Here is a 26,995-nt window from a genome sequence, read left to right as displayed (position 1 = left end):
GCGGTCAGGGGGCGGTCAGGATGGTGGCGAGGAACTCGGCCACATGCGCCAGCGCGCGCTCCCGTCCGGCACCGGGGAGGCCGACGGCGACATGGACGCTGAACCCGTCGAGCAGCGCGCGCAGCCGGGTGGCGTAGCGGTCGGGGTCGACGGGCCGGAAATCACCCCGGGAGATCCCCTCGGCGAGCAGGGCGGCCAGGTCCCGGTGCCAGGCGCCCTCGATGGCGGCCTGCCGGGCGCGGGCGTCGGCCCCGGCGTTCTGGGAGCGGTTCCACACCTCCAGCCAGAGCGACCAGTGGGGGTCGCGGGGGCCGTCGGGGAGGTACAGCTCCACATAGGCCGCCAGCCGTTCGGCGACCGGGGCGGGGCCGGCGAGCAGGGCGGCCCGCTCGGCGCCGAGTCTGCCCTCGCTCCACTCCAGGGTGCGCAGCAGGAGTTCGTCCTTGGTGCGGAAGTAGTAGAGGAGATGGCCGCTGCTCATGCCGACCTCACGGCCGAGTCCGGCCATGGTCAGGCCGTCGAGTCCCCGGGTGGCGATGGTGGCCATGGCGGCGGCGAGGACGGACTCGCGGGGCGGGGCGATATTGCGGCGGCGGGTGGGAGGGGTCATCGGGTGGCCCGCCCGCCGGTGTCGCGGGGCGGGCCGCTCGGCTCGGTCATCCGTCAGTTCTACCCGATTCCGGTGCGGGCCGCCGCCGGGTCCGGGACAGTCGTCGCCGCCGGGTCCGCGACAGTCGTGGGGGGCTGGGTGTCAGGTCTCAGGGGCGGGGTGCCAGGGACCGGGGGCCGGGGGCGGGCAGCCAGGGGCGGGGCTGCTGCTGGGTGATGCAGTGGATACCGCCGCCGCCCGCGAAGATCGGCCGGGCGTCGACCAGGACGACCTCGCGGTCGGGGTGGAGCCGGCCCAGGATCCGTGCCGCCTCCTCGTCGCGGGGGTCGCCGAAGGCGCAGAGCACCACGGCGCCGTTGCAGAGATAGTGGTTGATGTACGAGTAGTCGGCCCAGCCGCCGTCCTCGTCGTGGAGGAGGGTGGGGGCGGGGAGTTCGACCACCTCCAGGGGGCGTCCGGCGGCGTCCTTGCGGGTACGGAGGAGGGCGACGTTCTCCGCGCAGATCGCGTGGTCGGGGTGGGCGGGGTCGGGCTGGGTGTGGGCCACGACCACACCGGGGCGGGCGAAGGCGGCGACGATGTCGACATGGCCGAGGGTGCCGTAGCCGTTGTAGTCGGCGGTCAGTCCGCGCCGCAGCCAGATCGCGGTGGTGGTGCCGAGCCGGGCGTGGATCTCGGCCTCGACCTCCTCGCGGGTCCAGCCGGGGTTGCGCTCGGGGCCGAGCTGCACGGTCTCGGTGAGCAGGACGGTGCCCTCGCCGTCCACATGGATCCCGCCGCCCTCATTGGTGAGCGGGGAGGGGTGGACGGGGATCCCGGCGAGGTCGGCGACCTCCCGGGCGATACGGGCGTCCTGGCCCCAGCGGGCCCACTCCTGGCCGCCCCAGCCGTTGAACACCCAGTCGACGGCGGCGAGCCGGGTGCCGTCGGTGACGAAGGTGGGGCCGATGTCCCGCATCCAGGCGTCGTCCAGCTCCCGTTCGGCCAGGTCGATCCCCGGGCCGAGCAGGGCGCGGGCCTCGTCGGCGCCGCCCGGCGGGACCACCATGGTCACCGGTTCGAAGCGGCGGACGGTCCGCGCGACCTCGGCCCAGGCCCGGCGGGCCTCGGCGAGATACCCACCGGTGAAGGTGGTGTTCGGCACCGGCCAGGCCATCCAGGTGCGCTCGTGCGGGGCCCATTCGGGCGGCATACGGAACAAGGTGCGGACTCCTGACGGGGTACGGGACGCGGCGGCGGTACGAGGGCTCCGGAGACCTGTGGGATTCCGGAGGCTTCAGAGGAAGTAGAGCCGGTTGAGGGAGACCGAGTCGGCCGGCTCCGAGCGGATCGGGTCCCCGTCGAGGGTGACCAGACCGCTCCCGCCGTCCACCTGGACCTCGCCGATACGGGAGTTGAGCAGCAGATCCGCGGGCCCGATGCCCCGGGTGCCCCGGACCGCGACCCTCCGGCGGCGGGTGGGCATCCGGTCGGCGCCCAGCTCCACGGCGGCCCCGGCGACGAAGGCGACGGAGATATCGGCCGCGGTCGCCCCGTACGCCCCGAACTGGGGTCCGAGGATCAGGGGTTCACAGGTGTCGGTGGCCGCGTTGGGGTCGCCGGTGACGCCATAGGCGGGGAAGCCGGACTTCAGGACGAGCTGGGGCTTGGCGCCGAAGAACTCGGGGCGCCAGAGCACGATGTCGGCCATCTTGCCGGTCTCGATGGAGCCGATCTCATGGGCGAGGCCATGGGCGATGGCGGGGTTGACGGTGAGCTTGGCGATATAGCGCAGCACCCGGCCGTTGTCGTCGTGCGGGCCGTCGCCCTCGACCGGTCCCAGCTCGGCCTTCATCTTCCCGGCCAGGGCGAAGGTGCGGCGGACGGTCTCCCCCGCGCGGCCCATGCCCTGGGCGTCGGAGGAGGTGATCCCGATCGCGCCCAGGTCGTGCAGGACATCCTCGGCGCCCATCGTCCCGGCCCGGATGCGGTCCCGGGCCATGGCGGCGTCACCGGGGAGGTCCGTCTTCAGATCGTGGACGGAGACGATCATCCCGTAGTGCTCGGCGACGGCGTCCCGGCCGAAGGGGAGGGTCGGGTTGGTGGAGGAGCCGATGACGTTCGGCACCCCCGCCATCTTGAGGACATTGGGCACATGCCCGCCGCCGCAGCCCTCGATGTGGAAGGCGTGGATGGTCCGACCGTCCAGCACCCTGAGGGTGTCCTCGACCGACAGGCACTCGTTCAGCCCGTCGCTGTGCAGGGCGACCTGGACATCGTGCTCGTCGGCGACGCGCAGGGCGGTGTCCAGGGCCCGGGTGTGGGCGCCCATGTCCTCATGGACCTTGAAGCCGCTGGCGCCGCCCTCGACCAGCGCCTCCAGCAGCGGCGCCGGGTCCGAGGAGGAGCCCCGGGCGAGGAAGCCGATGTTCACGGGCCAGGCGTCGAAGGCGCCGAAGGCATGGCGCAGCGCCCAGGGCGAGTTGACCCCGACCCCCCAGACGGGGCCGAACTCCTGCCCGATGACGGTGGTGACCCCGGAGGCCAGCGATGCCTCCATGATCCGCGGCGAGAGCAGATGGACATGGGTGTCGACGGCTCCGGCGGTGGCGATCAGCCCTTCGCCGGAGACGATGGTGGTACCGGTGCCGGTGACCACGTCGACCCCGTCGAGGGTGTCCGGGTTCCCGGCCCGCCCGATGCCGGCGATCCGGCCCTCGCGAATGCCGATGGAGACCTTGCGGATGCCCTGGACGGCATCGATGACCAGGACATTGCTGATGACGATGTCACAGGTGTCGCGGACGGCGGCGGCCTTGAGGTGGAGGCCGTCGCGGGCGGTCTTGCCGAAGCCCGCGAGGAATTCGTCGCCGGGGCGCTGGGCGTCGGACTCGACCCGGACGACGAGTCCGCTGTCGCCGAGGACGACCCGGTCACCGGCGCGGGGGCCGTGGACGGCGGCGTAGTCGCGCGGATCCATGGTGGTCATCGGTCCCTCCGGGGCGCGCTGGGGGTACGTCGTGGACCACCCGGGGTACGGGTGCCCGGACGGCCCGGAGTTCGGGGTCCCGTGCCGAGGCGGGCCACCGTGCCGGCCCGCCGGGAGAGCAGTCCGGTGGCGGTGGTCGCGACGGCGACGGCCACGGCGACCGTCAGCAGGGAGAGCGTGGGCAGCCCCTGTTCCTGCGGGGAGCGCTCGCCGGGCCGGGGGCAGACGGAGACCGCGATGACGGCGACGATCCCGATCATGGGGTGGCTCCCCGATAGCCGCAGGCGGCGGCCCTGCGCAGGGCCTCCGCACGGGCGCCGGGGGCGTCGAGGGGGCCGTCGACCAGTCCGGCGAACCCGATGGCGATCCGGTCGCCGCCGATGGGGACGAGGCCGACCTCGGCCTCCCCTCCCGGGTCGAAGCGGACGGAGGAGCCCGCGGGGACGCACAGCCGCATGCCGTAGGCGGCCGAACGGTCGAAGTCCAGCCGGGGGTTGGCCTCGAAGAAGTGGAAGTGGGAGGTGACGCTGACCGGGACGGACGCGGTGTTCCGTACGGTGAGGATCAGCTCGGGGCGGGGTGCGGGGGTGGCGGGTCCGGGCAGGACGGCGCCGGGGGCCGCCGGGCCGAGGGAGCCGCCGCCGATGGGGTCGGCGACCACGGCGAGCCGGGAGCCGTCGTCGAAGACGGCCTCCACATGGACCTCGGTCACCACATCGGCCACACCGGGCAGGACGTCGTCGGGCCCGAGCACCGCCCGTGCCGCCTCGATGGCCTCGGCGAGCCGCCGCCCGTCGCGGGCCGCCTCGCACACGGTGTCGGCGATCAGCGCGGTCGCCTCCGGCACATTGAGCCGCAGTCCGCGCGCCCGACGCGCCCGCGCCAGCTCGGCGGCGCTGAACAGCAGCAGCCGGTCCCGCTCGGTGGGGGTCAGTCGCATCTCACCGCACCTCCTTTAGAGCAGCACTCTAATGGGAGGGTGGAGGTCGGGGAAGGTGCGGGTGAGAGTTTTGAGCGATGCTCCAAGATGGGGGTACGGGGCTCCGCGCACCCGGCGGACCGTCCCGAGCGGGAGGCCCCGCGCACCAGCCGTACCGCCCCGGACGGAAGGCTCCGCGCACCCGGCGTACCGCCCCGGACGGAAAGCTCCGCGCACCAGCCCCGTACCGGCGACCGCGCACACCGGCCCGGACCGTCCCGGGTACGGGATCCCGCGCACCCGGCGGCGTACACGACAAAGCCCCGGAGCCCGGGGCACATTCCGGGGTCCGGGGCCTTCGCCCAGGTCAGCGCGGCATACGGGGTGCGGCGGTCACTGCCCCACGCGGCCGTCGACCCGCTCGCGCAGCAGATCCGCGTGGCCGCAGTGGCGCGCGTACTCCGCGATCTGCGCCACCAGCACATCGCGCAGCCGCTCCTCGCCCCCCGGCTGGGCCCCGAGATCGGAGAATCCGGCGTTCCGGGTGTCGAGGTCGGTGACACCGGCCAGATAGCGGTCGGTGCGGTCGACCTCGGTCCGCCACTGGCGGAAGGAGTCCGCCACGACCGCCGGGTCGGCGACCGCGCCGGTGAAGTCGCCGTCGCGGTCCTCATCGGTGCGGTAGAGCCTCGGCACGTCCTCACCGGCCATGATCCGGCGGAAGCGGCGCTCCTCCTCGGTGAGATGCCGCACCAGACCCAGCAGGGACATGGTGGACGGCGGCACCGAGCGCCGGGCGAGCTGCTCGGCGTCCAGACCGGCGCACTTCATCTCCAGGGTGAGACGGTAGTTGCGCAGATAGTCGAGCAGAAGATCGCGCTCGTCGAGGATCTCGGTGTCGGACTCGCGCGGGTCGTCGTCCGGGTCGACCCACATATCGGGATGGACCGTCGCCTCGGTCCACCGCTCCGCCGTCGATCCGGTGGGCTCCGATCCGGCGTGCTCCGATCCGGTGGGCTCCGGTCCGGTGGACTGCCCCGGTTCGGCGTGCCGCCCCGGTTCGGTGTACTGCTCCCCCAATGCCATGCGCGCATCATCGAGGTGCGCCGCCTCCGTCCGCCACCGAATATCGCCCCCGACCATGAGAGCCCGGGTCAGCGGACGGTCGCGGACAGGTCCTGGGCATAGGCCGCGATGGCGGGGGCGAAGGGCTTCAGCGTGGGGTCGGCGGAGGTCGTGGCGAGGAGTTCCAGCAGCAGCGGGACGGCCTCCTCCGCACGGCCGGTGTTGTGCAGGGCCATCGCCCAGAACGCCCGCAGCCCCGCATGCGCGGGGAACTCCGCGACCGCCCCGCGCAGGGTCCGCTCGGCCTCCTCGTACCGGCCGAGGATCCGGTAGGTGCTGCCGAGCCCGAGCAGCGCCTCGCAGCGGTCGGCCCCGCTCAGGCCCCCGCCCGCGAGGGCTCGTTCGTAGTGGGGGACGGCCGCCGCCTCCAGGCCGAGGACATCGTGGGCCCAGGCCGTCTGGTACGCGATCCCGGCGTCCTCCGGGAAGCGCGCGGCGAGCCGTACCAGCCGCTCCCGCGCCTCCTCCCGGCTCGCCCGGTCGCCCCGTTCCCGCAGGGCCACCGCCTCGGACAGTTCGCGCCGGGCTGCTTCGTCGTGGGCGGATCCCCGCTCGGATATGGACATGCCCCCATCCTGTCCCACCCGGGTGCCCTGATGAGGGTGCGGACACCCAGGTGGATACGGGGACGGGGATACGGGAAGGGGGCACGGCGGCGGACCCATCGGCGGATCCGCCGTCACCGGCGTGGGGCTCAGCCCAGGCCGTGCATCCAGCCGTGCTCGTCCGACGCGACACCGGTCTGGATGTCCAGCAGCCGCTTCCGCAGCTTCAGCGTCACCTCGCCGGGCTGACCGTCGCCCTGGATCCACTCACCGGTCGCCGACTTCACCAGGCCGACCGGGGTGATCACCGCGGCCGTGCCACAGGCGAAGACCTCGGTCAGGGTGCCGTTCTCGGTGTCGCGCCGCCACTGCTCGGTGGAGATCCGCCCCTCCTCGGCCGTGTACCCGAGGTCCCGGGCGAGGGTGAGCAGCGAGTCCCGGGTGATGCCCGCGAGCAGGGAGCCGGTCAGTTCGGGGGTGACAATGCGGTCCCCGTACACGAAGTACAGGTTCATCCCGCCCATCTCCTCGACCCAGCGGTGCTCCAGCGCGTCGAGCCAGACGACCTGGTCGCAGCCCTTGTCGGCGGCCTCGGCCTGGGCGAGCAGCGAGGCGGCGTAGTTACCGCCGGTCTTGGCGAAGCCCATGCCGCCGGGGACGGCGCGGACATAGTTCTCGGAGAGCCAGACGGAGACCGGCTTGACCCCGCCGGGGAAGTACGCGGCGGCCGGGGAGGCGATCACGATGAAGAGGTACTCATTGGCCGGGCGGACCCCGAGCCCGACCTCGGCCGCGATCATGAAGGGCCGCAGATAGAGCGAGGACTCGCCACCGTGCGGCGGGACCCAGGCGTTGTCCTGGCGGATCAGGGCGTCACAGGCGGCGATGAACAGCTCGGTGGGCAGCTCGGCCATGGCGAGCCGGCGGGCCGACCGCTGGAAGCGCTCCGCGTTGGCCTCGGGGCGGAAGGTCGCCACCGAGCCGTCGGGGCGGCGGTACGCCTTGAGTCCCTCGAAGATCTCCTGCGCATAGTGCAGGGTCATGTTCGCGGGGTCGATGGAGAGCGGCGCGTAGGGGGTGAGCTGGGCGTCGTGCCAGCCTCTGCCCTCCGTCCACTTGATGATCACCATGTGATCGGTGAAGTGGCGGCCGAATCCCGGGTTGGCCAGGATGGCCTCCCGCTCCGCGTCGGAGAGCGGGTGCGAGGAGGGCTTCAGCTCGATCGTGGGCATCGTCATGAGTGCTTCTGTCCTTCACCGTTGGATGTGACGGACCGCGCTCACGCCGCTACTGGATCTCGGACGTCCGGACATACCCGCATGCCACGGCCCGGTTCGATTATCGCTCGAATGGCTCGACGCGAGAAACAGGGTGGAAGGGGTGAAGGCGGTCCCGGTTGGATGGTGGCACCCGGGGCCGTACAGGACGAAGCCGCCGGGCGCGGTGGCGACCCGGCGGCTGTGTGGCAACGTCGGATCAGTTCGCTACGCGTACCGCGAGCGCGTCGCCGATCTCGTCCGTGGTGCGGAACGTGCCGTCCCGTCCCGCGAGGTCGGCGGAGACGGCCTCCTCGATCCGGACCGCCTCGGGCTCGAAGCCGAGGTGGCGCAGGAGGAGGGCGACGGAGAGGATCGTGGCGGTGGGGTCGGCCTTGCCGGTGCCGGCGATGTCCGGCGCCGAACCGTGGACCGGCTCGAACATCGAGGGGAACGCCCCGGCCGGGTTGATGTTCCCCGAGGCGGCCAGGCCGATGCCTCCGGTGACGGCGGCGGCGAGGTCGGTCAGGATGTCGCCGAAGAGGTTGTCGGTGACGATGACGTCAAAGCGCTCGGGCTGGGTGACAAAGAAGATCGTCGCCGCGTCGACATGCAGATAGTCGGTGGTGACCTGCGGGTACTCCTGGGCGACCCGGTCGAAGATGCCCTTCCACAGATGTCCGGCGTAGACCAGGACATTGTTCTTGTGGACGAGCGTCAGCTTCTTGCGGGGGCGGGCGGCGGCACGCTCGAAGGCGTCCCGGACCACGCGCTCCACGCCGTACGCGGTGTTCACGCTGACCTCGGTGGCGACCTCGGCGGGTGTGCCGGTACGGAGCGAGCCGCCATTGCCCGTGTAGGGGCCTTCGGTGCCCTCGCGCACGACCACGAAGTCGATCTCCGGACGCCCGGCGAGCGGGGTCGCGGTGTTCGGGAAGAGCTTCGACGGACGCAGGTTGATGTAGTGGTCGAAGGCGAAGCGCAGCTTGAGGAGGAGCCCGCGCTCCAGCACTCCGGAGGGCACGCTGGGGTCGCCGATGGCGCCGAGCAGGATGGCGTCGTGGCCCTTCAGGGCCTCCATCTCCGCGTCGGGGAGGGTCTCCCCGGTGCGGTGCCAGCGCTGCGCGCCGAGGTCATAGGGAGTGGTCTCCAGCTTTACATCCTGCGGGAGGACTGCCGAGAGGACCTTCAGGCCCTGGGCCACGACCTCCTGGCCGATGCCGTCACCGGGGATCACTGCGATGTTGAGGCTGCGAGACATGGCGGCACCCTACTCTTCGTCCCAGCCCATGAGCAGACTCCGTCCACCATGTGGACGAATTCCGGTCCGGACCCGGTCCGGACGCGGCCCGGTGCGACCGGCCCCGCGACTACTCCTCGGGGTCGACGGTCCCGCCGTTGTCCCTGCGGTCGAGGGAGCGCTGGAGCGCCGCCGCCGCGTTCCTGCGGTCGGCGTCGGAGGTGCGATGGGTGCGGCTCGGGTGGCGGCGGACCCGGCGAACGGTGTCAGCGGACATGATCGACTCCTTGGAGATCACGGGGATTTCGAAGGCGCCGGATGGGCGGGAGTCCCGTGCCGCAGGGGTGACTGCGCGGGGCACGGCTCGCACCGCCCTTCGCTGGATCGAGCGACGATTCGGCTGTCTCCACGCTAAGCCAGCCGGGCGCCGCTGTCTCCATAACTACTCGGACTTCCTACTATCTGAGACACAGATCATGAACCACCCGGCCACCTGGGCCGCCCGACACCACGAGCGGGCCCCGGCCCCCAGGTGTCCTGGGTGCCGGGGCCCGCTCCGCATCCGGTGTCAGCCGATGGCCTGACGGGTCTTCCAGTGGGCCGCCGGGGCGACGACCTCCTTACCGGAGCCCGCGAGCACGGTCCGGCCGCCGGAGTAGAAGCGGACGGATCCGTCGGACCGCACCGTCCAGACGTCGGGGATCGCGTCCCCGTCCGCGTCCGGCACCCCCATCAGGAACGGGATGCTCGCACGGGACCAGCCGGAGGCGCCGTACTCGATGTCCAGCCCGCCCAGGGAGGCGGCCTCGGAGGCCAGCGAGTCCAGATCGGTACCGCCCCCGCTCGCCGCCTTGCCCTTGCGCAGCAGCAGCCGGTGGCTCGCATCCGTCCGGTAGACGATGTCCGCCTCCCCGTCCCCGGTGATGTCCTGGACGCTCACCAGATCGCGCTCCAGCCACGCCGCCGAGGCCGCGAGTCGCCTCGCCTCGTCGATCGCCCCGCCGTGGTACCCGGTGAGCGCCCACAGCTCGTCACCGGCACGGACCACGAAGTCCCCGCGGCCGTCGCCGGTCATGTCCCCGGCGGCGATGATCTGGCTGAAGCTCTTGGGGCTGGGCGCGTTCTCGGGCAGCAGGATCTCCCGCCGCTTGTCGACGTTGACCGCGCCGTAGCCGTCACCGGGATAGATCCAGAGCCGGTCCTCGACGCGGACGACGAGATCCTGGAGGCCGTCGGCGCCGTAGATGTCCCCGCGATGGGTGATCAGCGCCCTGGCGAAGTGGCCGCCCTTCGGGGCCACGAACGGCGCCTTGGTGTCGGCCGCGGGATTGGGGTCCTTGTCGGGGTTGGCCCGGTAGGCGCCGGCCATCGAGTAGTCGAGGTCACCGGTTCCCTTGTTCAGTTCCTTGTCGGACTGCGAGGGATAGAGGGCGAGATTGCCCTCCTTGGTGACGACCATCATGTCCGGGAGGTCGTCACCGGTGAAGTCGCCGGGGGCGTCCGCCTGGTCGCGCGGGGTGACATAGAAGAAGTACAGCGTCGGCTGGGAGACATTGTCGGCGTCGTCCACGGTGCGCACATAGAGCACATTGGGGCCGGCCGTCGGAGGCCGCTGCGCGGGCAGCGTCAGCCAGTCCACCGTACTGGTCACCCCGTCCTTGCGCGGAGGGCTGATGGAGCCGGTGTACGAGGCCGAGTTGTACCCGTACTCGAAGCGCTTGACGTCCTTGTTCCGCGCCCGCAGCTTGAAAGTGCCGGTGGAGCCGAACTTCTTCTTGCTCCAGTTCGAGTCCTCGGCCTCGCTGCCGAAGCCGTCCCTTTCCTCGTCGGCGTTGGGATAGTCGTCGGACTCGACATCAGGAGCCTTGGGCGCGCTCAGGTCGAGCACAAAGCGGCAGGGTGTCTTGACCGGGGCGTGGCGCGAGCTGGAATTCGCGTCGTCGACGCCCTTGACCCGCCAGGAGTAGGTCGTCCCATTGGTCAGCCGGCTGGTGGGAAAGCGCGGGGTCTGCTCCCAGACAGATGTTCCCTGACCGCTGTCGGCGTTGACCTTCCCCGTGGCGCCGAGCAGATCGCCGGCGGTGTCCCACTTCCCAGTGGGCCACAGGTCGAAGTCCATGAAGTCGATGTTGCCGTCGGGGTCGGAGGCGGTGGCGGAGAAGGAGAGGTCGTCGGAGCCCATCCGGGCGTACGGCGCCTTGGTGGTGCACTCGGAATCCGGGTGGAGATCCAGCTTGGTGGGAGGGTTCGGCTTGCGGTTGAAGACGATGGTCACCTTCGGGGGGTATTCACCGTTGGCGCGGAACTTCTTCCAGGCGTACTGGGCGTCCTCGTCCCGGGCGCGGAGCCCGAGGGTCATTCCGTCCTCGCCCTTGTCGGCCTGCTTCTGCGCCGCCTTGCGGACATCGAAGGTCACGAAGTCGTCGCGACAGCCGGAGCTGTATCCGAGGGCGAACTTCTTGGTGGTGAGCTTGTTCTTGTCGTGCAGCTTGGGGGCGTTCTTCCAGTTGGTCCGTGAATTGATCGGTCCCGTGTGGTGCACGCTCATGGAGCGGGGGCTGCACGACCAGGAGTAGGTCGCCAGCATGGTGAGCTTCGCGGATTCGATCTTCGTGCCTTCGAGCTTCTTGTCGAAGGAGAAATTGAAGAAGGACCGGGAGGTTCCCCAGGTGTCGGACTCGAATCCGACGCGGGCCTCATGGGTGCCGTATTTGTTGAAGCCCCGGCCGTTGTAGAAGGTGGCCTTGGGGTGGCGGTTGTAGGCCGTCGTCCAGTTCTGCATGTCCTCCTTGACGGAGGGGTCGATGAAGACCGGGTAGACGGTTTCGGGGTTGTTCAGGAAGTCCTGGTCCGGGGTGAGGGTCCACTGGCCGTCGCTGAGGTCGGCGGTGACCAGCTCGCCCTGGGAGTCGGGTGAGGGACCGTCCAGCGCGGGGAGGTTCAGGGTCGCGGCGGGGCCGCCGTGGGTGGGGCCGGGGGTGGGTTCCCCGGGAGCGCTGGGCAGCGGCTCCTCCGGGCGGATCGGCGCCGGACCGTCCGTGGCGGTGGGCAGGGCCTCCGGGGAAGGGTCGGCCTGTTCGTCCGACTCGACCCGCTCCTCCTCGGTGGGGCCGGTGCTCGGCTCCGGTTCGGGAGTGCCGGTGTCGACGGGGTCGGGCGACTCGGGCTCGGTGGGCTGGTTCCCCGAGCCCACCGTGCCGTCGGTCACCGCGGGGGCGCCCTTGTTGTCCCACATCAGCGGCGTGGGCGAGTAGGCGACGGGTTCGCCGTCCGCGTTCTCCGCGCCGAGCACACCGGTGGCGGGGTCCAGCCGGAAGGTGAGGTCCGGGGAGCTGATGCCGTAGGCGAGCTGCTGCACCCGGGGGTTGGCCGCCGCGGCGCGGTTCTTCAGGACGAGGAGCTGGGCGAAGCCGCCGTTGTCGGCGGTGAGCACCAGGTCGGCGCCCGGGAAGATCTCCGGGTAGAGCGCGCGCGGACCGTCGATGATGGGCGCGGGGACGGGTCCCGGCCAGGTCAGCTGGATGCTGTGGGCGCCCACATGCAGGGTCACCAGCGGGCTGGCGGGCTCCGTGGTGGTGGCCGCGCGGCCCCCGGGAGCGGCACCGGGCAGCAGGGAGACCCGGCGGATCTCGTCACGGGAGGCACGGTCCGGGGACGGCTTCCGCTCGCCGGAATCCGCCCGGGAGCCGCTGGAATCCGTCCGGGATCCGCCGCCGGAATCGGTCCGGGATCCGTCGGAATCCGTTCGGGAGCCGGCGGAGAACACCACCCGCCCGCTGGTGACCTTGGGTTCCCAGCCCCGCCCGGTACGGCGGAGGGTGGTGTCCACGGGCTTCCACCCGCCGCCGGACTTGGCCCGGACCGGGGTCGCGTACAGGTCCATGGCCAGCTTGCCGTCGGCCCTGGCCCAGGTGGTGGACCGCTCCGTACGGGCCGGGACGACCTCGACGGACTTCCCGGTACGGGCGGCCCGGCGAAGCGCCGCGGCTTCCGTCAGCACGGCGGCGGATCGTTTCGGCTGGGCCTTGCTCGCGGTCCCGGGTGGATCCGGATCGTCGAGCCGCAGACCGGCATAGGTGACACCGGTCGCGGCGACGGCCGCGACCAGCAGGGCCGCCGTGGTGCGGCGGCCGGGCATACGACGCCAGGTGCGCGTCATCGGGCGGGTTCCCCTTCCCCCTGGAATCCGTCGCGCACGGCGCGGCCGGAGCTGAGACACCGCCCTGCCGTCCGTCGGACTTCCCCCGTCCGGACGGACCGTAGGGCAGGGCGAGCTGATGATGTCCCATCGGTGACGTTCCGTCACCCGCCTGATGACGGAGAAGGAAGAACCACCCGCCCGGCGAAGGCGTCTCCACCGTCAGACCGGGATGCCGCCATGTCCTGGAGTGTTCGCCTCAAGCAGCGGACATAATTGGACCAACACTCCCTCTCGGGGCGGGAATTATGAGGATGCGGCCCGATTGAGGCCGTAAGACCTTAAAGATCCAGCCAGTCGTCATTACTTGCCCTAGGCGCTTTTATGGCGCATTCGTCACGCTCGGTATCACTACATGCCGTGATGATGATCACAGGGCAGGCTGGAACCCTGGCGCACCGTCACAGGGCCGTCACAGAATCTCCGTCATCTGACGTAGATCATTTACGCGTGGTCGTCACCCGGTCGCGCTCTGAGAGGCTCGGGGGACCTCCCGTGTTCGGTCGACAAACGCCCGCTCGCACCATCCGTCTTCAACGGCGATTGCTCATACCCGCCATCGGTGCGGCGCTCCTGGCCGGCCTGCTGCCGGCCTCGGCGCTCGCCCTGCCGCCCAACCCCGCTCCCAACGCCGACGCGAACGGCCGGGAGGAGCTGAGCCTGGAGAAGATCTCCCGCAGCCTGCCGGTCCCCGGTGTCAGCCGCCTCGCGACGCTCGACCAGCTGAAGGTCGATGTCCCGGAGGACCAGCGGTCGGCACCGGCGGGGACCACCACTCCCGTGGCGCCCGCAACCGCACAGATCACCTTCCCCAGCGGCGGCCCGGCGGCCCGCAGCGCCACGGCGGATGCCCCGTCCCCGGTGGGAAATCTGCCGGTGAGCCTCGGCCGGGCCGAGGGCCAGGCGGCCCCCACGGGCACCTGGGGCGTCACCGTCCATGACCGCGCCACCCCGGTCGGCGAGGGCGCGGACGGCGCCGTGATCTCGGTCGACGGCCCCACCACCGGGGCCGTCCCCATCTCCGTCAAGGTCGACTACGGCAAGTTCCAGAACCTCAACGGCGCGGACTGGGCCTCCCGGCTGCGCCTGGTCCAGTTCCCCGACTGCTACCGGACCACCCCGGAGCTGGAGGAGTGCCACACCTACGAGGAACTGGAGACCGTCAACGACACCCGGAGCAAGTCCCTCACCGCGACCGTCGACCCGGCGGCCGAACCGGTACCGACCGACCCCGAATCGCCCACGCCCCCGGCCCTGGTGGCGGAAGGGGACGCACCGCTCAGTGCACCGCAGGCCCGCACCGCCGCGGCGGCCTCGGGCGGCGGCAGCGCCACCTTCGGCCTGACCGACTCCGGCGCCGGCGAGGGCGGCGCCTTCAAGGCGACCCCGCTCGCCAACAGCGGATCCTGGGCGGCCGGCAGTTCCTCGGGCGCCTTCTCCTGGACCTATCCGCTGGCGGTGCCGCCCCCTCCGGCGGGCCCCGCTCCCGAGATCGCCTTCTCCTACAACTCCCAGAGCGTGGACGGGCGTACGGCGGTCTCCTCGCCGCAGTCCTCCTGGATCGGCGAGGGCTGGGAGTACGACCCCGGCCATATCGAGCGCCGCTACCGGTCCTGTGAGGACGACCGGAAGACGCTCGGCGGGAAGACGCCGAACAACACGGCCAAGAAGAACAAGACCGCCGACCTGTGCTGGGTCTCGGACAACGCCGTGATGTCCCTCGGGGGGCGGACCACCGAACTCGTCCTGGACACCGCCGCGCAGATCCCGGCCGGGAGCAACACCCAGCAGATCTACCGCCCGCAGCAGGACGACGGCACCCGGGTCGAGCTGAAGGAGACCGCCGGCACCAACCGGGACAACAACGGTGAGTACTGGCTTGTCACCACGCCCGACGGCACCAAGCACTACTACGGGCTGAACAAGGTCGGCGGCGGACACGCCGAGACCGACTCCGTCTCCACCGTGCCGGTCTTCGGCAACCACCCCGATGAGCCCTGCCACGCGACGACCTTCGCCGCGTCCCGCTGCGGCTCCGGCAAGCAGCAGGCCTGGCGCTGGGGCCTGGACAAGGTGGTCGATGTCCACGACAACGCCATGGTGATCGACTGGCATCAGTCGAGCAATCACTACGCCGTCCGGAAGAAGTTCAAGTCCCCCGAGCGGTACGACCGCGCCGCCTACCCGGATCTCATCGAGTACGGCATGCGGGAGGGCGACCTCACCAAGCCCGCCGCCCGGGTGAACCTGGTGGCGGCCCAGCGCTGTCTGGCCACGGGCACGATCTGCGACTCCGCCAACTTCGACAAGACCACCGACCCCGGCGCCTATCGGCACTGGTGGGACAGCCCCGGCAACCTCAACTGCAAGGCGACCCAGAAGAACTGTTCCACTTTCCCGTCGTTCTGGACCCGGCTGCGGCTCTCCGAGGTCGTCACCGAGGCCCAGCGCCCCGGCTCCACGGCTCTCCAGAAGGTCGACTCGTACAAGCTGCACCAGTCCTTCCCGTCGGACTGGTACGACACCAGCCCCGGACTGTGGCTGAACTCCATCACCCGCACGGGCTACGCCCCGGGTGACACCACCGGCACGGTCCAGCACAGGGACGGTGTCAGCTTCGGCCACTACAAGGTCGGCTCCGGCTCCCCGCTCGGGAGTCGGCTGAAGGACCGGCAGCTGCCGAACCTGGTGCGCCGGGACAGCAAGGACCAGCGCCCCGGCTTCACCCGGCCGCGCATCGGCACCGTCTTCACCGAGGCCGGTGGCGAGGTCTCCGTCGAGTACAAGGGCGGCTGCGCGATCCAGCCCACCGAGGACAAGGAGCGGTACAACACCACCTGCTACCCGGTCCGCTGGTCGCCCGACGGCGACGAGAAGACCCCGAAGAAGGCCTGGTTCAACAAGTACGTCGTCGACTCGGTCACCGAGTCCGACCGGGTCAGCGGCCACGGCAAGCCCATCCTCACCAAGTACGGCTATGAGGGTGCCAACTGGTCGAAGAGCCAGGACGAGTTCACCCGTCCCGCCATCACCACCTACAGCGACTGGCGCGGCTACCGCCAGGTGACCTCGGTCAAGGGCAGCAAGACCGACCCCAAGCAGGGCAACCCGCAGCCACAGACGAAGTCGGTCACCCGCTACTTCCTGGGCGCGGGGGGCACGGTCAAGGATTCCACCGGCACGGAAGTGCTCGTCGCCGACGACCATCCGACCCTCGCCGGCCACACCGCCGAGTCCATCACCTACACCGGCACCAGCGGCAAGATCCTCAAGCGTGGTCTCCAGTTCCCCTGGGTCAAGCAGACCGCGTCCCGGGCCCGGCAGGCCGAGGACGGCACGAACCTTCCCGCGCTCACCGCCCACCGCAGTGGCATCCGCCGGGTCGACGACATCCAGACCGTCGGCACCTCGTACCGCACCGCCCGCGTCCTCACCGAGTTCGAGCCCACGTACGGGCTGCCCATCGAGGTCGAGACCCTTGTGGCGACGCCCAACGGCACAGGCGAAACCCTCTCGGAACGCCGCTGCGCCACGAGCACCTATGTACACAACACCGGTGACTGGATCATCGGGCTGCACCAGCAGGAGCGGGAGACCGCCACACCCTGTGGCACCGCGCACCAGCAGGCGGACCCCGCGACCGAGCTGATGAAGTCCGTCCGGACCAGCTATGACGGCAAGACGTTCGGCGCGATCCCGACCAAGGGCCTGGTGACCTCCGTCGCGGAGATCGACGGCAAGGGCACCTCCCACTCCATCGAGACCAAGAGCACCTACGACCCCCTGGGCCGGCTCCGTACCGTCACCGCGCCCGGTGCCGGCACCACCGAGACCCAGTACACCCCCGGCGACTCCGGCGGCGCCGTCACCTCCACCAAGGTGATCAACGACCTCGGCCATGCGGTCACCACCACCTACGACCCCGGCCGGCATCTGCCGCTCACCGTCAGCGACCCCAATGGGCGCGTCACCCGGAACGAGTACGACGCCCTGGGCCGCCTGGTGAAGGGCTGGTCGCCGTCGCGCTCGTCCGGCGGCAAGAGCCCGAACGCCGAGTTCACGTACGCACCCGCGACCGTGACGAGCGAGGGCGCCCGCCCGGCGAGCGTCACCGCGAGGACGCTCAAGAACAACGGCGACCGCACCACCGCGATCACGCTGTACGACGGCCTCGGCCGGCAGATCCAGACCCAGTCGGAGGCCCATGGCCCCGGCCGGATCATCACCGACACCAAGTACGACGACCACGGGCTGGTGGAGAAGCAGACCAGCCCCTATCTCGCCAAGGGTGAGCCGAGGCCCGAGCCCTTCGAGGTCAGGTCCCCCACCCTGGTGCCCAGCCACACCATGGCCGTCTACGACGGTCTGGAACGGCAGGTCCGGCTGGCGACGTACCACGGCGGCAAGTACCAGTACGAGGCACGCACCAGCTACGGCGACACCAGCACCACCATCGACCCGCCGGGCTCGACCTCGGCCACCGTGCGCACCGTCACGGACGCGGTCGGCAGGGTCAGCTCCATCGAGCACTACACCAAGACCGACCGCAATGCTTCGCGGGTCACCTCGTACGGCTACGACAAGCGGGGCCACCGCAGCGAGGTCAAGGACCCCGCGGGCAACACCTGGTCGTTCACGTACGACGCCCGCGGCCGGGTGACGGAGAGCAGGGACCCCGACACCGGGGAGACGAGGACCGAGTACGACGACGCCGACCGCGCCGTCAAGGTCACCAACGGCCGGCTGCTGGAGACCCGTACCGACTACGACACCGTCGGCCGGGTGAAGGCCGTCTGGGAGGGCACCGGGACCACCCCGGCCGAGCAGTTCACCTATGACTCGCTCCCCGGCGGCCTCGGCAAGCCGGTGGCGACCACCCGGAACACCTCCGTGGGCGCGATCACCAGCCGGGTCACCGGCTACGACAGCGAGTACCGGCCCACCGGCCGGGAGACGGTGATCCCCGCACACACCACCACCACGGGGCTCTCCGGTACGTACGCGTACAGCTACACGTACACCCAGACGGGCATGCCGAAGTCGGTCACCCTGCCCGCGAAGGGCGGGCTGGCGCAGGAGAAGGTCCTCACCCGCTACAACGAGGACGATCTCCCCGAGGTGACCGCCGGCCACTCCTGGTACACCAGCGATGTCACGTACTCGCCGTACGGCGAGGTCATGCGCTCGGTCTCCGGCGGCCAGCCCTACCGGGTCTGGACGACCAACTTCCTGAACGAGCACACCCGGGGACTGGCCCGTACCGTCGTCGACCGGGAGACCGCCGGTCCGCACCGGGTCTCGGACTCCTACTACTCCTACGACACCTCGGGAACGATCACCTCCAGCGCCCGTCAGCTGGCCAACGCCACTGGGGAGACCTGGGACAACCAGTGCTTCACCTATGACCTGATGGGCGAGCTGGTCCATGCCTGGACCTCCAATGTGGCGCCCCGGAAGGACGCCACCGGCTGCAAGTCCGCCAACGGTGCCGTCTGGGGCCACCGCGACGACGGCGGTCGCTCGGCCGGACCGGTCGCGGAGGCGCCCGACGCCGCCACCGACACCACCAGCCCGGACGCCGCGCTGACCGCCTCGCTGGCCAACGCCGCGCCCGACACGGCCACGGTCGCCACCGGCTCCACCGCCTACCGCCAGTCCTTCGCCTTCGACTGGATCGGCAACCGGGCGAAGATGACCGAGCACGACCCGGCCAACGCGGCGAACAACGTCACCTACACCTACAGCTACGGGCGTACGGCGGGGAACGGCACGGGGCCCAGCTCCGTCGCCCAGCCGCACACCCTCACCTCGGTGACCTCGTCCGCCGCGTCCAGGGCGAGCGACTACACCTACGACGCCGGCGGCAACACCACCCGGCGGAACTTCGACGGCACCACCCAGGACCAGGACCTGAAGTGGACGACGGAGAACCGGCTCGACACGATCACCGAGAACGGCGTCACCACGCGCTATGTCTATGACGCCGAGGGCAACCGCGTCCTGGAGCACTCGCCCAAGGGCGCGACGCTCTACCTCGGTGAGACCGAGCTGACGACCGACTCCACCGGCAAGATCACCAACGCCTCCCGCGCCTACCCGCACGCGGGCGCCGCGACCGTCGTCCGCTCCACCAAGGACGGCGCCACCACCGGGCACTCCCGCAGCGTGATGATCGCCGACCACCTGGGCACGGCGAACACCGCGATCGAGATCGCCTCCGGCCAGACCGTCACCCGCCGCGCCTTCAAGCCCTACGGCGAGATCCGCGGCACCAAGCCAGCCAACTGGCCCAACAAGCGCTCCTACCTGGGCGTCGGCATCGACGACGCGGCCACCGGCCTCACCCATATCGGCGCCCGCGAGTACGACCAGGCCAGCGGCCGGTTCATCTCGGCGGACCCGATCATGGACATCTCGGATCCGCTTCAGATGAACGGGTACGCGTACAGCAACAACAGCCCGGTCAGCAAGAGCGATCCGACCGGTCTCATGAGGGCCCCTGATACGGGCAGCGGCACCGTCAGCAATGGCGAGAAGCGGGCGATCCTCTCCCGGATGTATCGCGCCGACGGACTCTCGCCGCATCAGGCGCGTAACGCCGCTAACCAGGCTTGGTACAACTGGACCATCAGGCCCAAGATTCGGCCGTACTACCTCAAGGAACTGCCCGGCGTTGTCTTCAACATGAAAATTCCGGGTATGGGGAAGTACGTCAAAATCGTCAAGGAGAAGATAAAAGAGAAGGATCTCTGGCGGGAATACGGGCCCGACCCTTCGAGTCCCACCTACAACAAGGAAGTCGCCGGCGTACTGATGGACGCCTGCATGGAGTACTGCCCGGAGGGCAAGGACAAGGTCTTCCGGAGACTCCAGGCGGAAACGGCGAAGGTCGGCATCGGCCGAGGCGTGGGGCGAGGAGCCAGGGGACCGCGAAACGACCCATGCCCGAGCAGCTTTGTCCCGGGCACCCGGGTTCTGATGGCCGACGGCACCACCAAGCCGATCGAGGATGTACGGGTCGGCGACAGGGTCCTGGCCACCAATCCGAAGACCGGCAGGACCCAGGCCAGAACCGTCACCGCGGAGATCAACAGCGAGGGCGCCAAGACCCTCGTCAGGATCACCATCGACCTCGACGGCAAGAAGGGCGGGCCCACTGACTCCCTGACGGCCACGGACGCCCATCCGTTCTGGGTCCCGGAGCTCCGCGAGTGGCTCGACGCGACGGACCTGGCACCCGGCCAGTGGCTGAGGACCAGCGCGGGCACGCACGTCCAGATCACCGCGATCAAGCGCTGGACGCAGCAGGCGGCGGTGCACAACCTGAGCGTGGGGGGCATCCCTACGTACTATGTGCTGGCGGGGGCCGCGCCGGTCCTGGTTCACAACTGCGACAGCAGGCCCGATGGACCGGATCCCGACGGAAATATCGTCTACCGTGCACTGGCTGCGAATGATGACCCGGCCAATGGATTGACAGCCAGAGACCCCAGCAATGCAGGTGTCAGCCCTCTGTCGCATGTTGCCGGAAAGAAGCTGACGCCATGGATCTCAACAACCAAGAATCCCGGCATTGCATTCGATAAGTACAATCAAGGCCATGGGGTGGTTGCGATCGACCTGAGACGCATCCCGTATAGCTACGTAGACATCTCTTCTGGTCCGTTCCCGTCGAGCAGGAGGCATAGCGCCTACGCCAGGAAGGACTCAGAAGTTTTGGTCTGGCAGAATGTCCCGGCGGAGGCGATCGTCGACCACTGGCCTGGAGGATGAACATGGATGACCTGCTGGAACTTCTAGACGAAGCATGGGACGACGAGTCTGGATTTCTCGGAAAGCTTCGGTCTGGAGAATTTGATCTCGATGCCGGGGAAGCATACGTAGCGCTACTTTCTCGGATTCCTCCGATCGGCGAGACCGTGGAAGCGAGGCTCGTGCAACTCATCTGGTTCGCACCCATGTTCATCGAGTGGCAACTGGAGCGAGCCGCCAAGAGCGAGGATGAGCTTAAGCAGCTAAATCGCATTGCGACCCAGGTGCACGAGGCGGTATCCAATGTTCTCGGGATCCCGTAAGCCACTTCACTTCTTCTGATCTGCAAGTAAGCGCCAGGTAGTGAAGGGGAAGTGCTGCGGAAAATATCAGAACAGGGAGCCCTGCCGGACGCAGTCCGGCAGGGCTCCCTGGGCGTTTGACTGCAACGTCAGCGGACGGCTTGCGTCGGATGGGTCGTCAGGTTCGTCGTTGGCCCGGCCGAGGGTTGTTCCCAGGGTATCGATGGCTTGGCACTGGAGTCGGAGTCGGACGTGTGCGTAGACGCCAGCGGTGAAGTCGATTTGGGCATGACCAAGGAGTTCTTTGATCACGAGGTCGATGCCCTGCTCCAGGAGCAGAGTCGCTGTGGAGTGACGGAAGCCGTGGAAGCAGATCCGAATCCTGGAGGAAAGCGCATGGTGTTCCCGTTGATAGTGCCCCGCTCGCGGATGGCGGAGTTGATGATCGACCACCCCTGCCGGTCACTCGCCCTGCTCTCGCCCGGCACGATCAACGCCATCCTGGAGGACTCCGACGAGGAGTTCCGACTGGGCGGAGCAATGAGGTCCGTCCTTGATGACAGCTGGCACTCCCGCTACCACCATCCGAACAGGGTTGCCGAGAAAAGGTTCGGGTGGCGGGAGTTCTTCGAAGTCCTCAACACGGATGGCCCAGAGGTCGGGTTGTTCGGGCTGAAGGGCTGCGGGTGGGGGGTGATCGGGCTGACCGACGAGCGGGCCGAGAGAATCGTCGCCGCGCTGGTGCGACCGCCGGATGGCACGGTCTGGCCGATGGGGGCCCGGGAGACCTGAGGGCCGCCCCGCAAGGAAAAGGGCTCAGGGCCCCGCCGGGGAAGGCGGGGCCCTGAGATCGAGCGGGGCGGGGTGGGTCAGTGGATGCGGAAGGATGTGCCCGTCACGGTCACCCCGAGGGAGGCGTAGGTGTTCGGGGGAAGCGCGCCCCGGCAGGGGGAGGATCCCTGGTAGGTCCAGCAGGCGCTGGCCCGGTAGTTTCCGGTGTGGTAGTCGCCCCGGTAGGGCATGGAAGCCGTATAGGTACCCGGGGACCCGTAGAAGCCGAAATGGGCGTACGGGGTCTGGGTGGTGTACCAACACGCATCGCCCGAGTTGCAGAGATTTCGCTTTCCGATACGCGTATCGACGCGCGAGATCCCCTTGTCCACGGAGAGTATGGCGCCGGTCGTCGGGGAAAGCTTCACCGTCTTGGGCGCATCCGAGTTCAGCAGTTTCACTTCGGCGGCGCTGAGCGCGGACGTGGCGGACGAGGGCGGGGCCGCCGCAGCCTGACCGGCCGTGGAGATACCGGCGGCAACGACCATGGCGCCTGCCGCGAGCACCGGCAGTGCGCGGCGAAGATGTGACTTCACTGAGCCTCCGTCAAGTTGTTGTGCACCTGACCAACTTCAGACTTGACGAGATTAACGAGCCGTCCGGGATCTTCGGAAGGCGGCCGTCGACCAATGACCGAAAACCGGCGGCCTGGAATGCGTTATCCCGTGATATACGGAAGCGCCACCGCCGTAGCGGGTTTGTTGCGGCACGGCGGTCGGAAGTCGGCCCAACGGCTCCGTTTCCGCAGGACACAGAGTGTGTGGGTAACGAAACTTCCTTCGGAACGGAGTCGCCGGATACGGTGCCGCGCCCTGCCGTCACGGCTCCGCGCGCGGCCTCAGAGCACATCGCCATCGCGCCAGTCGAAGGCCAGGGCGGCCCCGCTCTCCAGGGTCACGCCCCGGACAAAGGTCGAGTCCTCCTCATCGGGGAAGTGGACCGGCCCGTCCGGACCGATGGCCTCGATCCGGCCCGGCCAGAGCCGCCACCCGCGCGAGCGGTAGAGCGCCGCGCCCTCGTCGGAGGCGGAGAGCGCGCCGAAGTCATAGGCGCGGTCGATGATCCCCTCCAGCTCCGCCATCACCTGGGAGCCGAGCCCCTGCCGGCGGCGGTCGGCCCGGACGGCCAGGGCCTCCACATAACCGACCCGGCGGAAGCGCCCCCCGTACCGCACCCGCCGCATGATCACACTGCCGTGGGCGGTGATCCGGCCCGCGCCGTCCCGGGCGAGGACATGCATCCCGCCCAGGCCGTGGTCGAAGTCCTCGTCACTGAAGTCGCCGTCGAAGCACTCGTCCAGGAAGACGCGGATGTCGGCCAGTTCGGCGGGGGTGAGCTGGGAGGTGTGGGCGGTACGGAGGGTGTCGGTCATGATCCGAGCCTGCCAGGCCCCGGGACCGGGGCCCACCGGATTACCCCTCCACCGGCAGGGGGGCACACGGAGCGCCGCAGCCCCGCCCTTGACGGCCGTCTCCCCCGCCCCCATTCTCCCAGTCATCCGATCAGTCATCCGATGTCCGGCCCGGGAGAAACCATGGCGACACGGCACCGATTACGCGGACTCGTCCTGCCGCTCTGCGGCGCGCTCACCACCGCCCTGCTGCTCGCTCCCCCGGCCCGCGCCCACCCCGACGAGCGGGTCTGGCGGATCCAGGGGGCGGACGGACTGGTCGCCCGGGTCGCGTTGGCGGCCGATACGGGAGCGCTCACCCTCGCCGTCGAGCGTCACGGCCGGACCGTCCTGGAGCCATCACCCCTGGGTCTCCGTACCGAAAGAACCGATCTCTCCAGCGGCCTACGGGCCATTGCGCGGGCCGACCGGACCGTCTCGGAGCACTATCGGACCACCACCGGCAAGAGCCGGTCCCGGCAGGTCCGGATGGCCGAGACCCGGCTCGGCTTCCGTACCCCCGACGGCACCCGCCTTGGGCTCACCGTCCGGGTCGCCCCCGACGGGGTCGCCTACCGCTACACCCTCCCCACCGGGGCCGGCCCGGTCACCGGGGAGTCCTCCGCCTTCGTCCTCCCCGCCGGCGCCGACTCCTGGCTCGGTCGCTACCGCGCGGACAACGAGAACCTGTTCGTCCCGTACCCCGCCGGCACCGCCCCCACCGGCGAGTACATGATGCAGGCGCTCTTCCGCACCCCCGGCGGCCATGCCCTGATCGCCGAGTCGGGGCTCGACGGCGACTGGTCCGGCGCCCGGCTCACCCACACCGCCGGATCACCGGTGTACGGGGTACGCCTCTGGGACGACCGCGTCGAGACCGCCGCACCGCAGACAAGCCCCGGCGCAAAGGGCGGCGGACGGCTCGACACCCCCTGGCGCGCGGTGATCACCGGCACCCTCGACCGGGTCGTCCGCTCCACCCTCACCGACGACCTCGCCCCCGCCTCCCGTATCCGCGACACCTCCTGGATCCTGCCCGGCCCCGCCCTGTGGACCTGGCTCGCCGGGGGCCGCCCAGCCGGGCAGAGCCTCACCCTCCAGAAGGGATATGTCGACTACGCGGCCCAACGCGGCTGGCCGTACACCGTCGTGGACGCGGGCTGGTACTTCGACCCGGCGCGGTGGGATGTCACCGACCCCGACTGGGAGCGGAACAGCTGGATCCCCGAACTGGTGCGGTACGGCGCCGCCCAGGGGGTCGGCATCCATGTCTGGATCCACTACCGGGACCTGGACACCGCCGAGGAACGGGCCCGATGGCTGCCGACGCTGCACCGCTGGGGCGTACGCGGGGTGAAGATCGACTTCATGGACGCGGAGTCCCAGGAGCGGCTGCGCTGGTACGACGAGATCCTCCCCGCGACCGCCGCGAACCGGCTCCTCGTCAACTTCCACGGCTCCACCATCCCCAAGGGCATGCAGCGGACCTGGCCGCATGTCATGACCCTGGAAGGCGTCAACGGCGAGGAGAAGCGCTCCAACACCGCCGACCATCTGACGATCCTCCCCTTCACCCGGAACGTCATCGGCTCGATGGACTTCACCCCCGGCTCCTTCCACCGCCCCGCCCGCCCCAACGCCGCATCCGACGCGGGTGAGCTGGGGCTCGCGGTGCTGTACGAGTCCGGCATCCAGAACCTCTCCGGTACGCCCGAGTCGTACGACGCCCGCCCCGAGGCCCGCCGCTTCCTGGAGCGGGTCCCCGCCGTCTGGGACGAGACCCGGCTGCTCACGGGCGCCCCCGGCGACTCCGCCGTCCTGGCCCGCCGCTCCGGCCCCCGCTGGTTCCTCGGCGGCATCCAGTCGGGCCCCGCCCGCGCCCTCCCCGTACCCCTCCGCATCGGCCCCGGCCCCTGGCTGGTCGAAACCCTCACCGACAGCCCCACCGGCCTCGTCCGCACCATCCACCGCACCTCCGGCGGCACCACCCTGGAGCTGCCCCTCCTCCGCGACGGCGGCTTCGCGGGCATCGCCTGCCGCTGGTACCCGGGGCGTACGGGCTGCTGACGCCGGTTTCCAGTAACGGAAAACGGAACCCCTTGATCTCCCGCCACCCGTACCCCGAGTATCGACATCGACACCCAACGTAAGGGGGCAACCTGTGACGCTGACTCGTCTGGTGGGCCAGTGCGAAGACGGCGACTGTCCGGCCATCTACGCGACGGACCGGGGAACGCTCGCCTTCCAGGGAGGCATCGTGGCCGATCACGGGCTGGTGATTCCGGCCCATGAGGCCCTGGTGGAGCTCCCTGTCGAACTCATCCGAAAGGCCGTTCGTGACAACCTCATCTAAGACCATCGGCGAGTGGTTCTCGGACTTCGAACGGGAGGCCTTCCGCCTGGAGACCCTGGACGACTACAGCCAGTCGGGCAGCGTGGAGGCGTACCAGGCGTTCGTCGCCGGCAAGCCCCAGCCGGCGGACTTCGCGACCAGCGACTGGGTGACCACGGTCGGGAACGCAACCCGGTCCGGGCGGCGCATGTACCGGGTGCACATCCTCAACCGCCCGCTCACCGAGTATCTGCGGTTCGAACTCTCCTGGGGCTACCGGCGGAACATGACCGCCGGGGAGGAGTTCTTCATCCTCGACACCACGGACCGGGAGAACCCGATCCCGGACGCCCCGGACTTCTGGCTCTTCGACGAGCGCGTGATCAGCGCCATGAAGTACGACGACGCGGGCAAGTACCTGGGCTCCGACTTCCTCGACGAGGAACGGCTCGCCACATTCCTCGCCTATCGGGACACGGCCATGGCCCAGGCTGTGCCGTTCCCCGAATGGTGGGCACAGTACGGCGTGTGAACAGAGCCACCCTCGGATCAGCGCTGCGGGAACTGCGGAAGTCCTCCGGACTGGAGGCCAAGGCGGTCGCCCGTGGCGCTGCCATGTCGTCCTCCAAACTGTCCAAGATCGAGAACGGCAACACGGCGCCGAGCGTCACCGATGTCGACTGCATCCTCACGGCCATAGGGGTTTCGGAGGGGGTCAAGGCCGAGTTCATGGCCGTGGCCAGAGAGGCGGCGACAGAGGTCGTCGCATGGCGGCTCGTCCGGCGCCTCGGCTACAGCCGCAAGCAGCAGCAGGTACAGGGAGTCGAAGCACAGACAACCCTGCTCCGGCTCTTTCAGCCCGCGCTGATCCCCGGCCTGCTCCAGACCCCTGAATATGTACGCGCGGTCTTCGCCCGCGAGAACCTCGGGCCAGAGCAGTTGGAGCGCACCATCGGCGCACGGCTGGCACGGCAGAGCGTCCTGTACTCGACGGAGAAGACCTTCCGCTTCGTCATCACGGAATCGGTTCTTCGCTGGCGCGTACTCCCACCTCTGATGATGGCCGGCCAGCTCGATCGCCTGGTCTCGGCTTCCCGCCTGCCCGGTGTGGACATACGGGTCGTGGCGCTGGCGACGCGGCAGACCGACTTCCCCAGTCACTCCTTCTGCATCACGGACGACCGCATGGTGACCATCGAGATGGCCCACGCGGAGATCGTCGCCACCGACCCCCGGGATGTCTCCCTCTACGTGGAGAAATTCGAACGGTTCGGCGCCAGTTCCCTCGCGGGTGATGACATGCGCGCCCTGGTCGAAGCCATCCGGAACGACTTCTTGCGCGAACGGGAAACCGGCTAGGAAGCCCCTCCCGGCGCGGTCAGCATGGGCCTTCCACCTACGAGGAAGGGCACACCAATGACCGACCTGTACGCACTCCCGCTCAAGGGAACGGCCTTCTCCCGGGCCTGCGGCGGCAACACCCACCCCGACGGGGAGGCATGCGTGACCCTCGCGAGGATCGGGCCG

20 protein-coding genes and 2 pseudogenes are annotated in these 26,995 nt (G+C 69.8%); 8 read left to right on the top strand and 14 right to left on the bottom strand.

Features of this window, described 5'->3' with window-relative positions:
* Positions 1-4: 4 nt before the first annotated feature.
* From ABT354_RS31245 to ABT354_RS31195, 11 genes are all read right to left on the bottom strand, one after another.
* Positions 5-610, bottom strand: coding sequence for a TetR/AcrR family transcriptional regulator (locus ABT354_RS31245; protein ID WP_351500007.1), 606 nt, complete (start codon positions 608-610; stop codon positions 5-7).
* Positions 611-758: 148 nt separating this feature from the next.
* Positions 759-1,802: an agmatine deiminase family protein gene (locus ABT354_RS31240; protein ID WP_351500004.1), complete on the bottom strand. Its 1,044-nt coding sequence runs from the start codon at positions 1,800-1,802 to the stop codon at positions 759-761.
* An 84-nt stretch (positions 1,803-1,886) separates the two neighbouring features.
* Positions 1,887-3,569, bottom strand: coding sequence for an urease subunit alpha (locus ABT354_RS31235; protein ID WP_351500108.1), 1,683 nt, complete (start codon positions 3,567-3,569; stop codon positions 1,887-1,889).
* A 5-nt stretch (positions 3,570-3,574) separates the two neighbouring features.
* Positions 3,575-3,838 carry a hypothetical protein gene (locus ABT354_RS31230; protein WP_351500003.1) on the bottom strand — a complete coding sequence of 88 codons (264 nt, stop codon included), beginning with the start codon at positions 3,836-3,838 and terminating at the stop codon, positions 3,575-3,577.
* Positions 3,835-4,518 carry an urease subunit gamma gene (ureA, locus tag ABT354_RS31225; RefSeq protein WP_351500001.1) on the bottom strand — a complete coding sequence of 228 codons (684 nt, stop codon included), beginning with the start codon at positions 4,516-4,518 and terminating at the stop codon, positions 3,835-3,837. Before ureA ends, ABT354_RS31230 begins: the two co-directional genes overlap by 4 nt.
* 372 nt (positions 4,519-4,890) lie before the next feature.
* Positions 4,891-5,433 (bottom strand): DinB family protein, encoded by a 543-nt coding sequence (locus tag ABT354_RS31220; RefSeq protein ID WP_351500106.1) that lies wholly within the window; start codon positions 5,431-5,433, stop codon positions 4,891-4,893.
* Between the two features lie 218 nt (positions 5,434-5,651).
* Positions 5,652-6,188, bottom strand: coding sequence for a tetratricopeptide repeat protein (locus ABT354_RS31215; protein WP_351499999.1), 537 nt, complete (start codon positions 6,186-6,188; stop codon positions 5,652-5,654).
* A 128-nt stretch (positions 6,189-6,316) separates the two neighbouring features.
* A complete protein-coding gene (locus ABT354_RS31210; protein WP_351499997.1) occupies positions 6,317-7,405 on the bottom strand; it encodes a branched-chain amino acid aminotransferase in 1,089 nt (362 codons plus the stop codon).
* A gap of 238 nt (positions 7,406-7,643) precedes the next feature.
* A complete protein-coding gene (locus tag ABT354_RS31205; protein WP_351499995.1) occupies positions 7,644-8,684 on the bottom strand; it encodes a 3-isopropylmalate dehydrogenase in 1,041 nt (346 codons plus the stop codon).
* A gap of 109 nt (positions 8,685-8,793) precedes the next feature.
* Complete coding sequence (locus ABT354_RS31200; protein WP_351499993.1) at positions 8,794-8,940, bottom strand: hypothetical protein; 147 nt, start codon at positions 8,938-8,940, stop codon at positions 8,794-8,796.
* A 291-nt stretch (positions 8,941-9,231) separates the two neighbouring features.
* Positions 9,232-12,822, bottom strand: a complete 3,591-nt coding sequence (locus ABT354_RS31195) for a DNRLRE domain-containing protein (protein ID WP_351499991.1) — start codon at positions 12,820-12,822, stop codon at positions 9,232-9,234.
* Positions 12,823-13,410: 588 nt separating this feature from the next.
* On the opposite strand from ABT354_RS31195, the gene ABT354_RS31190 reads away from it, so the two are divergent.
* Both ABT354_RS31190 and ABT354_RS31185 read left to right on the top strand, forming a co-directional pair.
* Positions 13,411-20,634, top strand: a complete 7,224-nt coding sequence (locus ABT354_RS31190) for an RHS repeat-associated core domain-containing protein (protein ID WP_502983535.1) — start codon at positions 13,411-13,413, stop codon at positions 20,632-20,634.
* 2 nt (positions 20,635-20,636) lie between these two features.
* A complete protein-coding gene (locus ABT354_RS31185) occupies positions 20,637-20,936 on the top strand; it encodes a hypothetical protein (protein ID WP_351499987.1) in 300 nt (99 codons plus the stop codon).
* A gap of 66 nt (positions 20,937-21,002) precedes the next feature.
* On the opposite strand, the pseudogene ABT354_RS31180 reads toward ABT354_RS31185, so the two are convergent.
* Positions 21,003-21,293 (bottom strand): annotated as a pseudogene (locus ABT354_RS31180) (tyrosine-type recombinase/integrase); the annotation flags it as partial.
* Between ABT354_RS31180 and ABT354_RS31175 the strand changes: the two are divergent.
* Positions 21,204-21,707 carry a hypothetical protein gene (locus tag ABT354_RS31175; RefSeq protein ID WP_351500113.1) on the top strand — a complete coding sequence of 168 codons (504 nt, stop codon included), beginning with the start codon at positions 21,204-21,206 and terminating at the stop codon, positions 21,705-21,707. The pseudogene ABT354_RS31180 and the gene ABT354_RS31175 sit on opposite strands and share 90 nt — an antisense overlap.
* 77 nt (positions 21,708-21,784) lie before the next feature.
* On the opposite strand, the gene ABT354_RS31170 is transcribed toward ABT354_RS31175, so the two are convergent.
* Both ABT354_RS31170 and ABT354_RS31165 read right to left on the bottom strand, forming a co-directional pair.
* On the bottom strand, positions 21,785-22,282 hold the full coding sequence (locus ABT354_RS31170) for a hypothetical protein (RefSeq protein WP_351499985.1): 498 nt from the start codon (positions 22,280-22,282) through the stop codon (positions 21,785-21,787).
* 302 nt (positions 22,283-22,584) lie between these two features.
* On the bottom strand, positions 22,585-23,118 hold the full coding sequence (locus tag ABT354_RS31165) for a GNAT family N-acetyltransferase (protein ID WP_351499983.1): 534 nt from the start codon (positions 23,116-23,118) through the stop codon (positions 22,585-22,587).
* A 162-nt stretch (positions 23,119-23,280) separates the two neighbouring features.
* On the opposite strand from ABT354_RS31165, the gene ABT354_RS31160 reads away from it, so the two are divergent.
* The 5 genes and pseudogenes from ABT354_RS31160 to ABT354_RS31140 all read left to right on the top strand — a co-directional run.
* On the top strand, positions 23,281-25,203 hold the full coding sequence (locus ABT354_RS31160; protein ID WP_351499981.1) for a glycoside hydrolase family 97 protein: 1,923 nt from the start codon (positions 23,281-23,283) through the stop codon (positions 25,201-25,203).
* Positions 25,204-25,297: 94 nt separating this feature from the next.
* Positions 25,298-25,489, top strand: a complete 192-nt coding sequence (locus tag ABT354_RS31155) for a hypothetical protein (RefSeq protein ID WP_351499979.1) — start codon at positions 25,298-25,300, stop codon at positions 25,487-25,489.
* Positions 25,473-26,000 (top strand): DUF6879 family protein, encoded by a 528-nt coding sequence (locus tag ABT354_RS31150; protein WP_351499977.1) that lies wholly within the window; start codon positions 25,473-25,475, stop codon positions 25,998-26,000. Before ABT354_RS31155 ends, ABT354_RS31150 begins: the two co-directional genes overlap by 17 nt.
* Entirely contained in the window at positions 25,997-26,827 is an 831-nt protein-coding gene (locus ABT354_RS31145; protein WP_351499975.1) for a helix-turn-helix domain-containing protein, read from the top strand. The genes ABT354_RS31150 and ABT354_RS31145 overlap by 4 nt, the downstream gene beginning before the upstream one ends.
* Before the next feature lie 57 nt (positions 26,828-26,884).
* Positions 26,885-26,995 (top strand): annotated as a pseudogene (locus ABT354_RS31140) (DUF397 domain-containing protein); the annotation flags it as partial.

This window comes from Streptomyces sp. NPDC000594, assembly GCF_040299965.1.
GTDB lineage: Bacteria > Actinomycetota > Actinomycetes > Streptomycetales > Streptomycetaceae > Streptomyces.
The sequence above is the reverse complement of the archived record's forward strand: the minus strand, read 5'-3'. Positions and strand labels throughout refer to the sequence as shown.

Bases quoted from the DNA above. Each gene is read 5' to 3' on its own strand.
- ABT354_RS31220 (WP_351500106.1), bottom strand. From the start codon at position 5,433: ATGTGGGTCGACCCGGACGACGACCCGCGCGAGTCCGACACCGAGATC.
- ABT354_RS31245 (WP_351500007.1), bottom strand. From the start codon at position 610: ATGACCCCTCCCACCCGCCGCCGCAATATCGCCCCGCCCCGCGAGTCC.
- ABT354_RS31230 (WP_351500003.1), bottom strand. From the start codon at position 3,838: ATGATCGGGATCGTCGCCGTCATCGCGGTCTCCGTCTGCCCCCGGCCC.
- ABT354_RS31160 (WP_351499981.1), top strand. From the start codon at position 23,281: ATGGCGACACGGCACCGATTACGCGGACTCGTCCTGCCGCTCTGCGGC.
- ABT354_RS31210 (WP_351499997.1), bottom strand. From the start codon at position 7,405: ATGACGATGCCCACGATCGAGCTGAAGCCCTCCTCGCACCCGCTCTCC.
- ABT354_RS31195 (WP_351499991.1), bottom strand. From the start codon at position 12,822: ATGACGCGCACCTGGCGTCGTATGCCCGGCCGCCGCACCACGGCGGCC.
- ABT354_RS31175 (WP_351500113.1), top strand. From the start codon at position 21,204: ATGACCAAGGAGTTCTTTGATCACGAGGTCGATGCCCTGCTCCAGGAG.
- ABT354_RS31185 (WP_351499987.1), top strand. From the start codon at position 20,637: ATGGATGACCTGCTGGAACTTCTAGACGAAGCATGGGACGACGAGTCT.
- ABT354_RS31240 (WP_351500004.1), bottom strand. From the start codon at position 1,802: ATGCCGCCCGAATGGGCCCCGCACGAGCGCACCTGGATGGCCTGGCCG.
- ABT354_RS31205 (WP_351499995.1), bottom strand. From the start codon at position 8,684: ATGTCTCGCAGCCTCAACATCGCAGTGATCCCCGGTGACGGCATCGGC.
- ABT354_RS31215 (WP_351499999.1), bottom strand. From the start codon at position 6,188: ATGTCCATATCCGAGCGGGGATCCGCCCACGACGAAGCAGCCCGGCGC.
- ABT354_RS31235 (WP_351500108.1), bottom strand. From the start codon at position 3,569: ATGGATCCGCGCGACTACGCCGCCGTCCACGGCCCCCGCGCCGGTGAC.
- ureA (WP_351500001.1), bottom strand. From the start codon at position 4,518: ATGCGACTGACCCCCACCGAGCGGGACCGGCTGCTGCTGTTCAGCGCC.
- ABT354_RS31200 (WP_351499993.1), bottom strand. From the start codon at position 8,940: ATGTCCGCTGACACCGTTCGCCGGGTCCGCCGCCACCCGAGCCGCACC.
- ABT354_RS31165 (WP_351499983.1), bottom strand. From the start codon at position 23,118: ATGACCGACACCCTCCGTACCGCCCACACCTCCCAGCTCACCCCCGCC.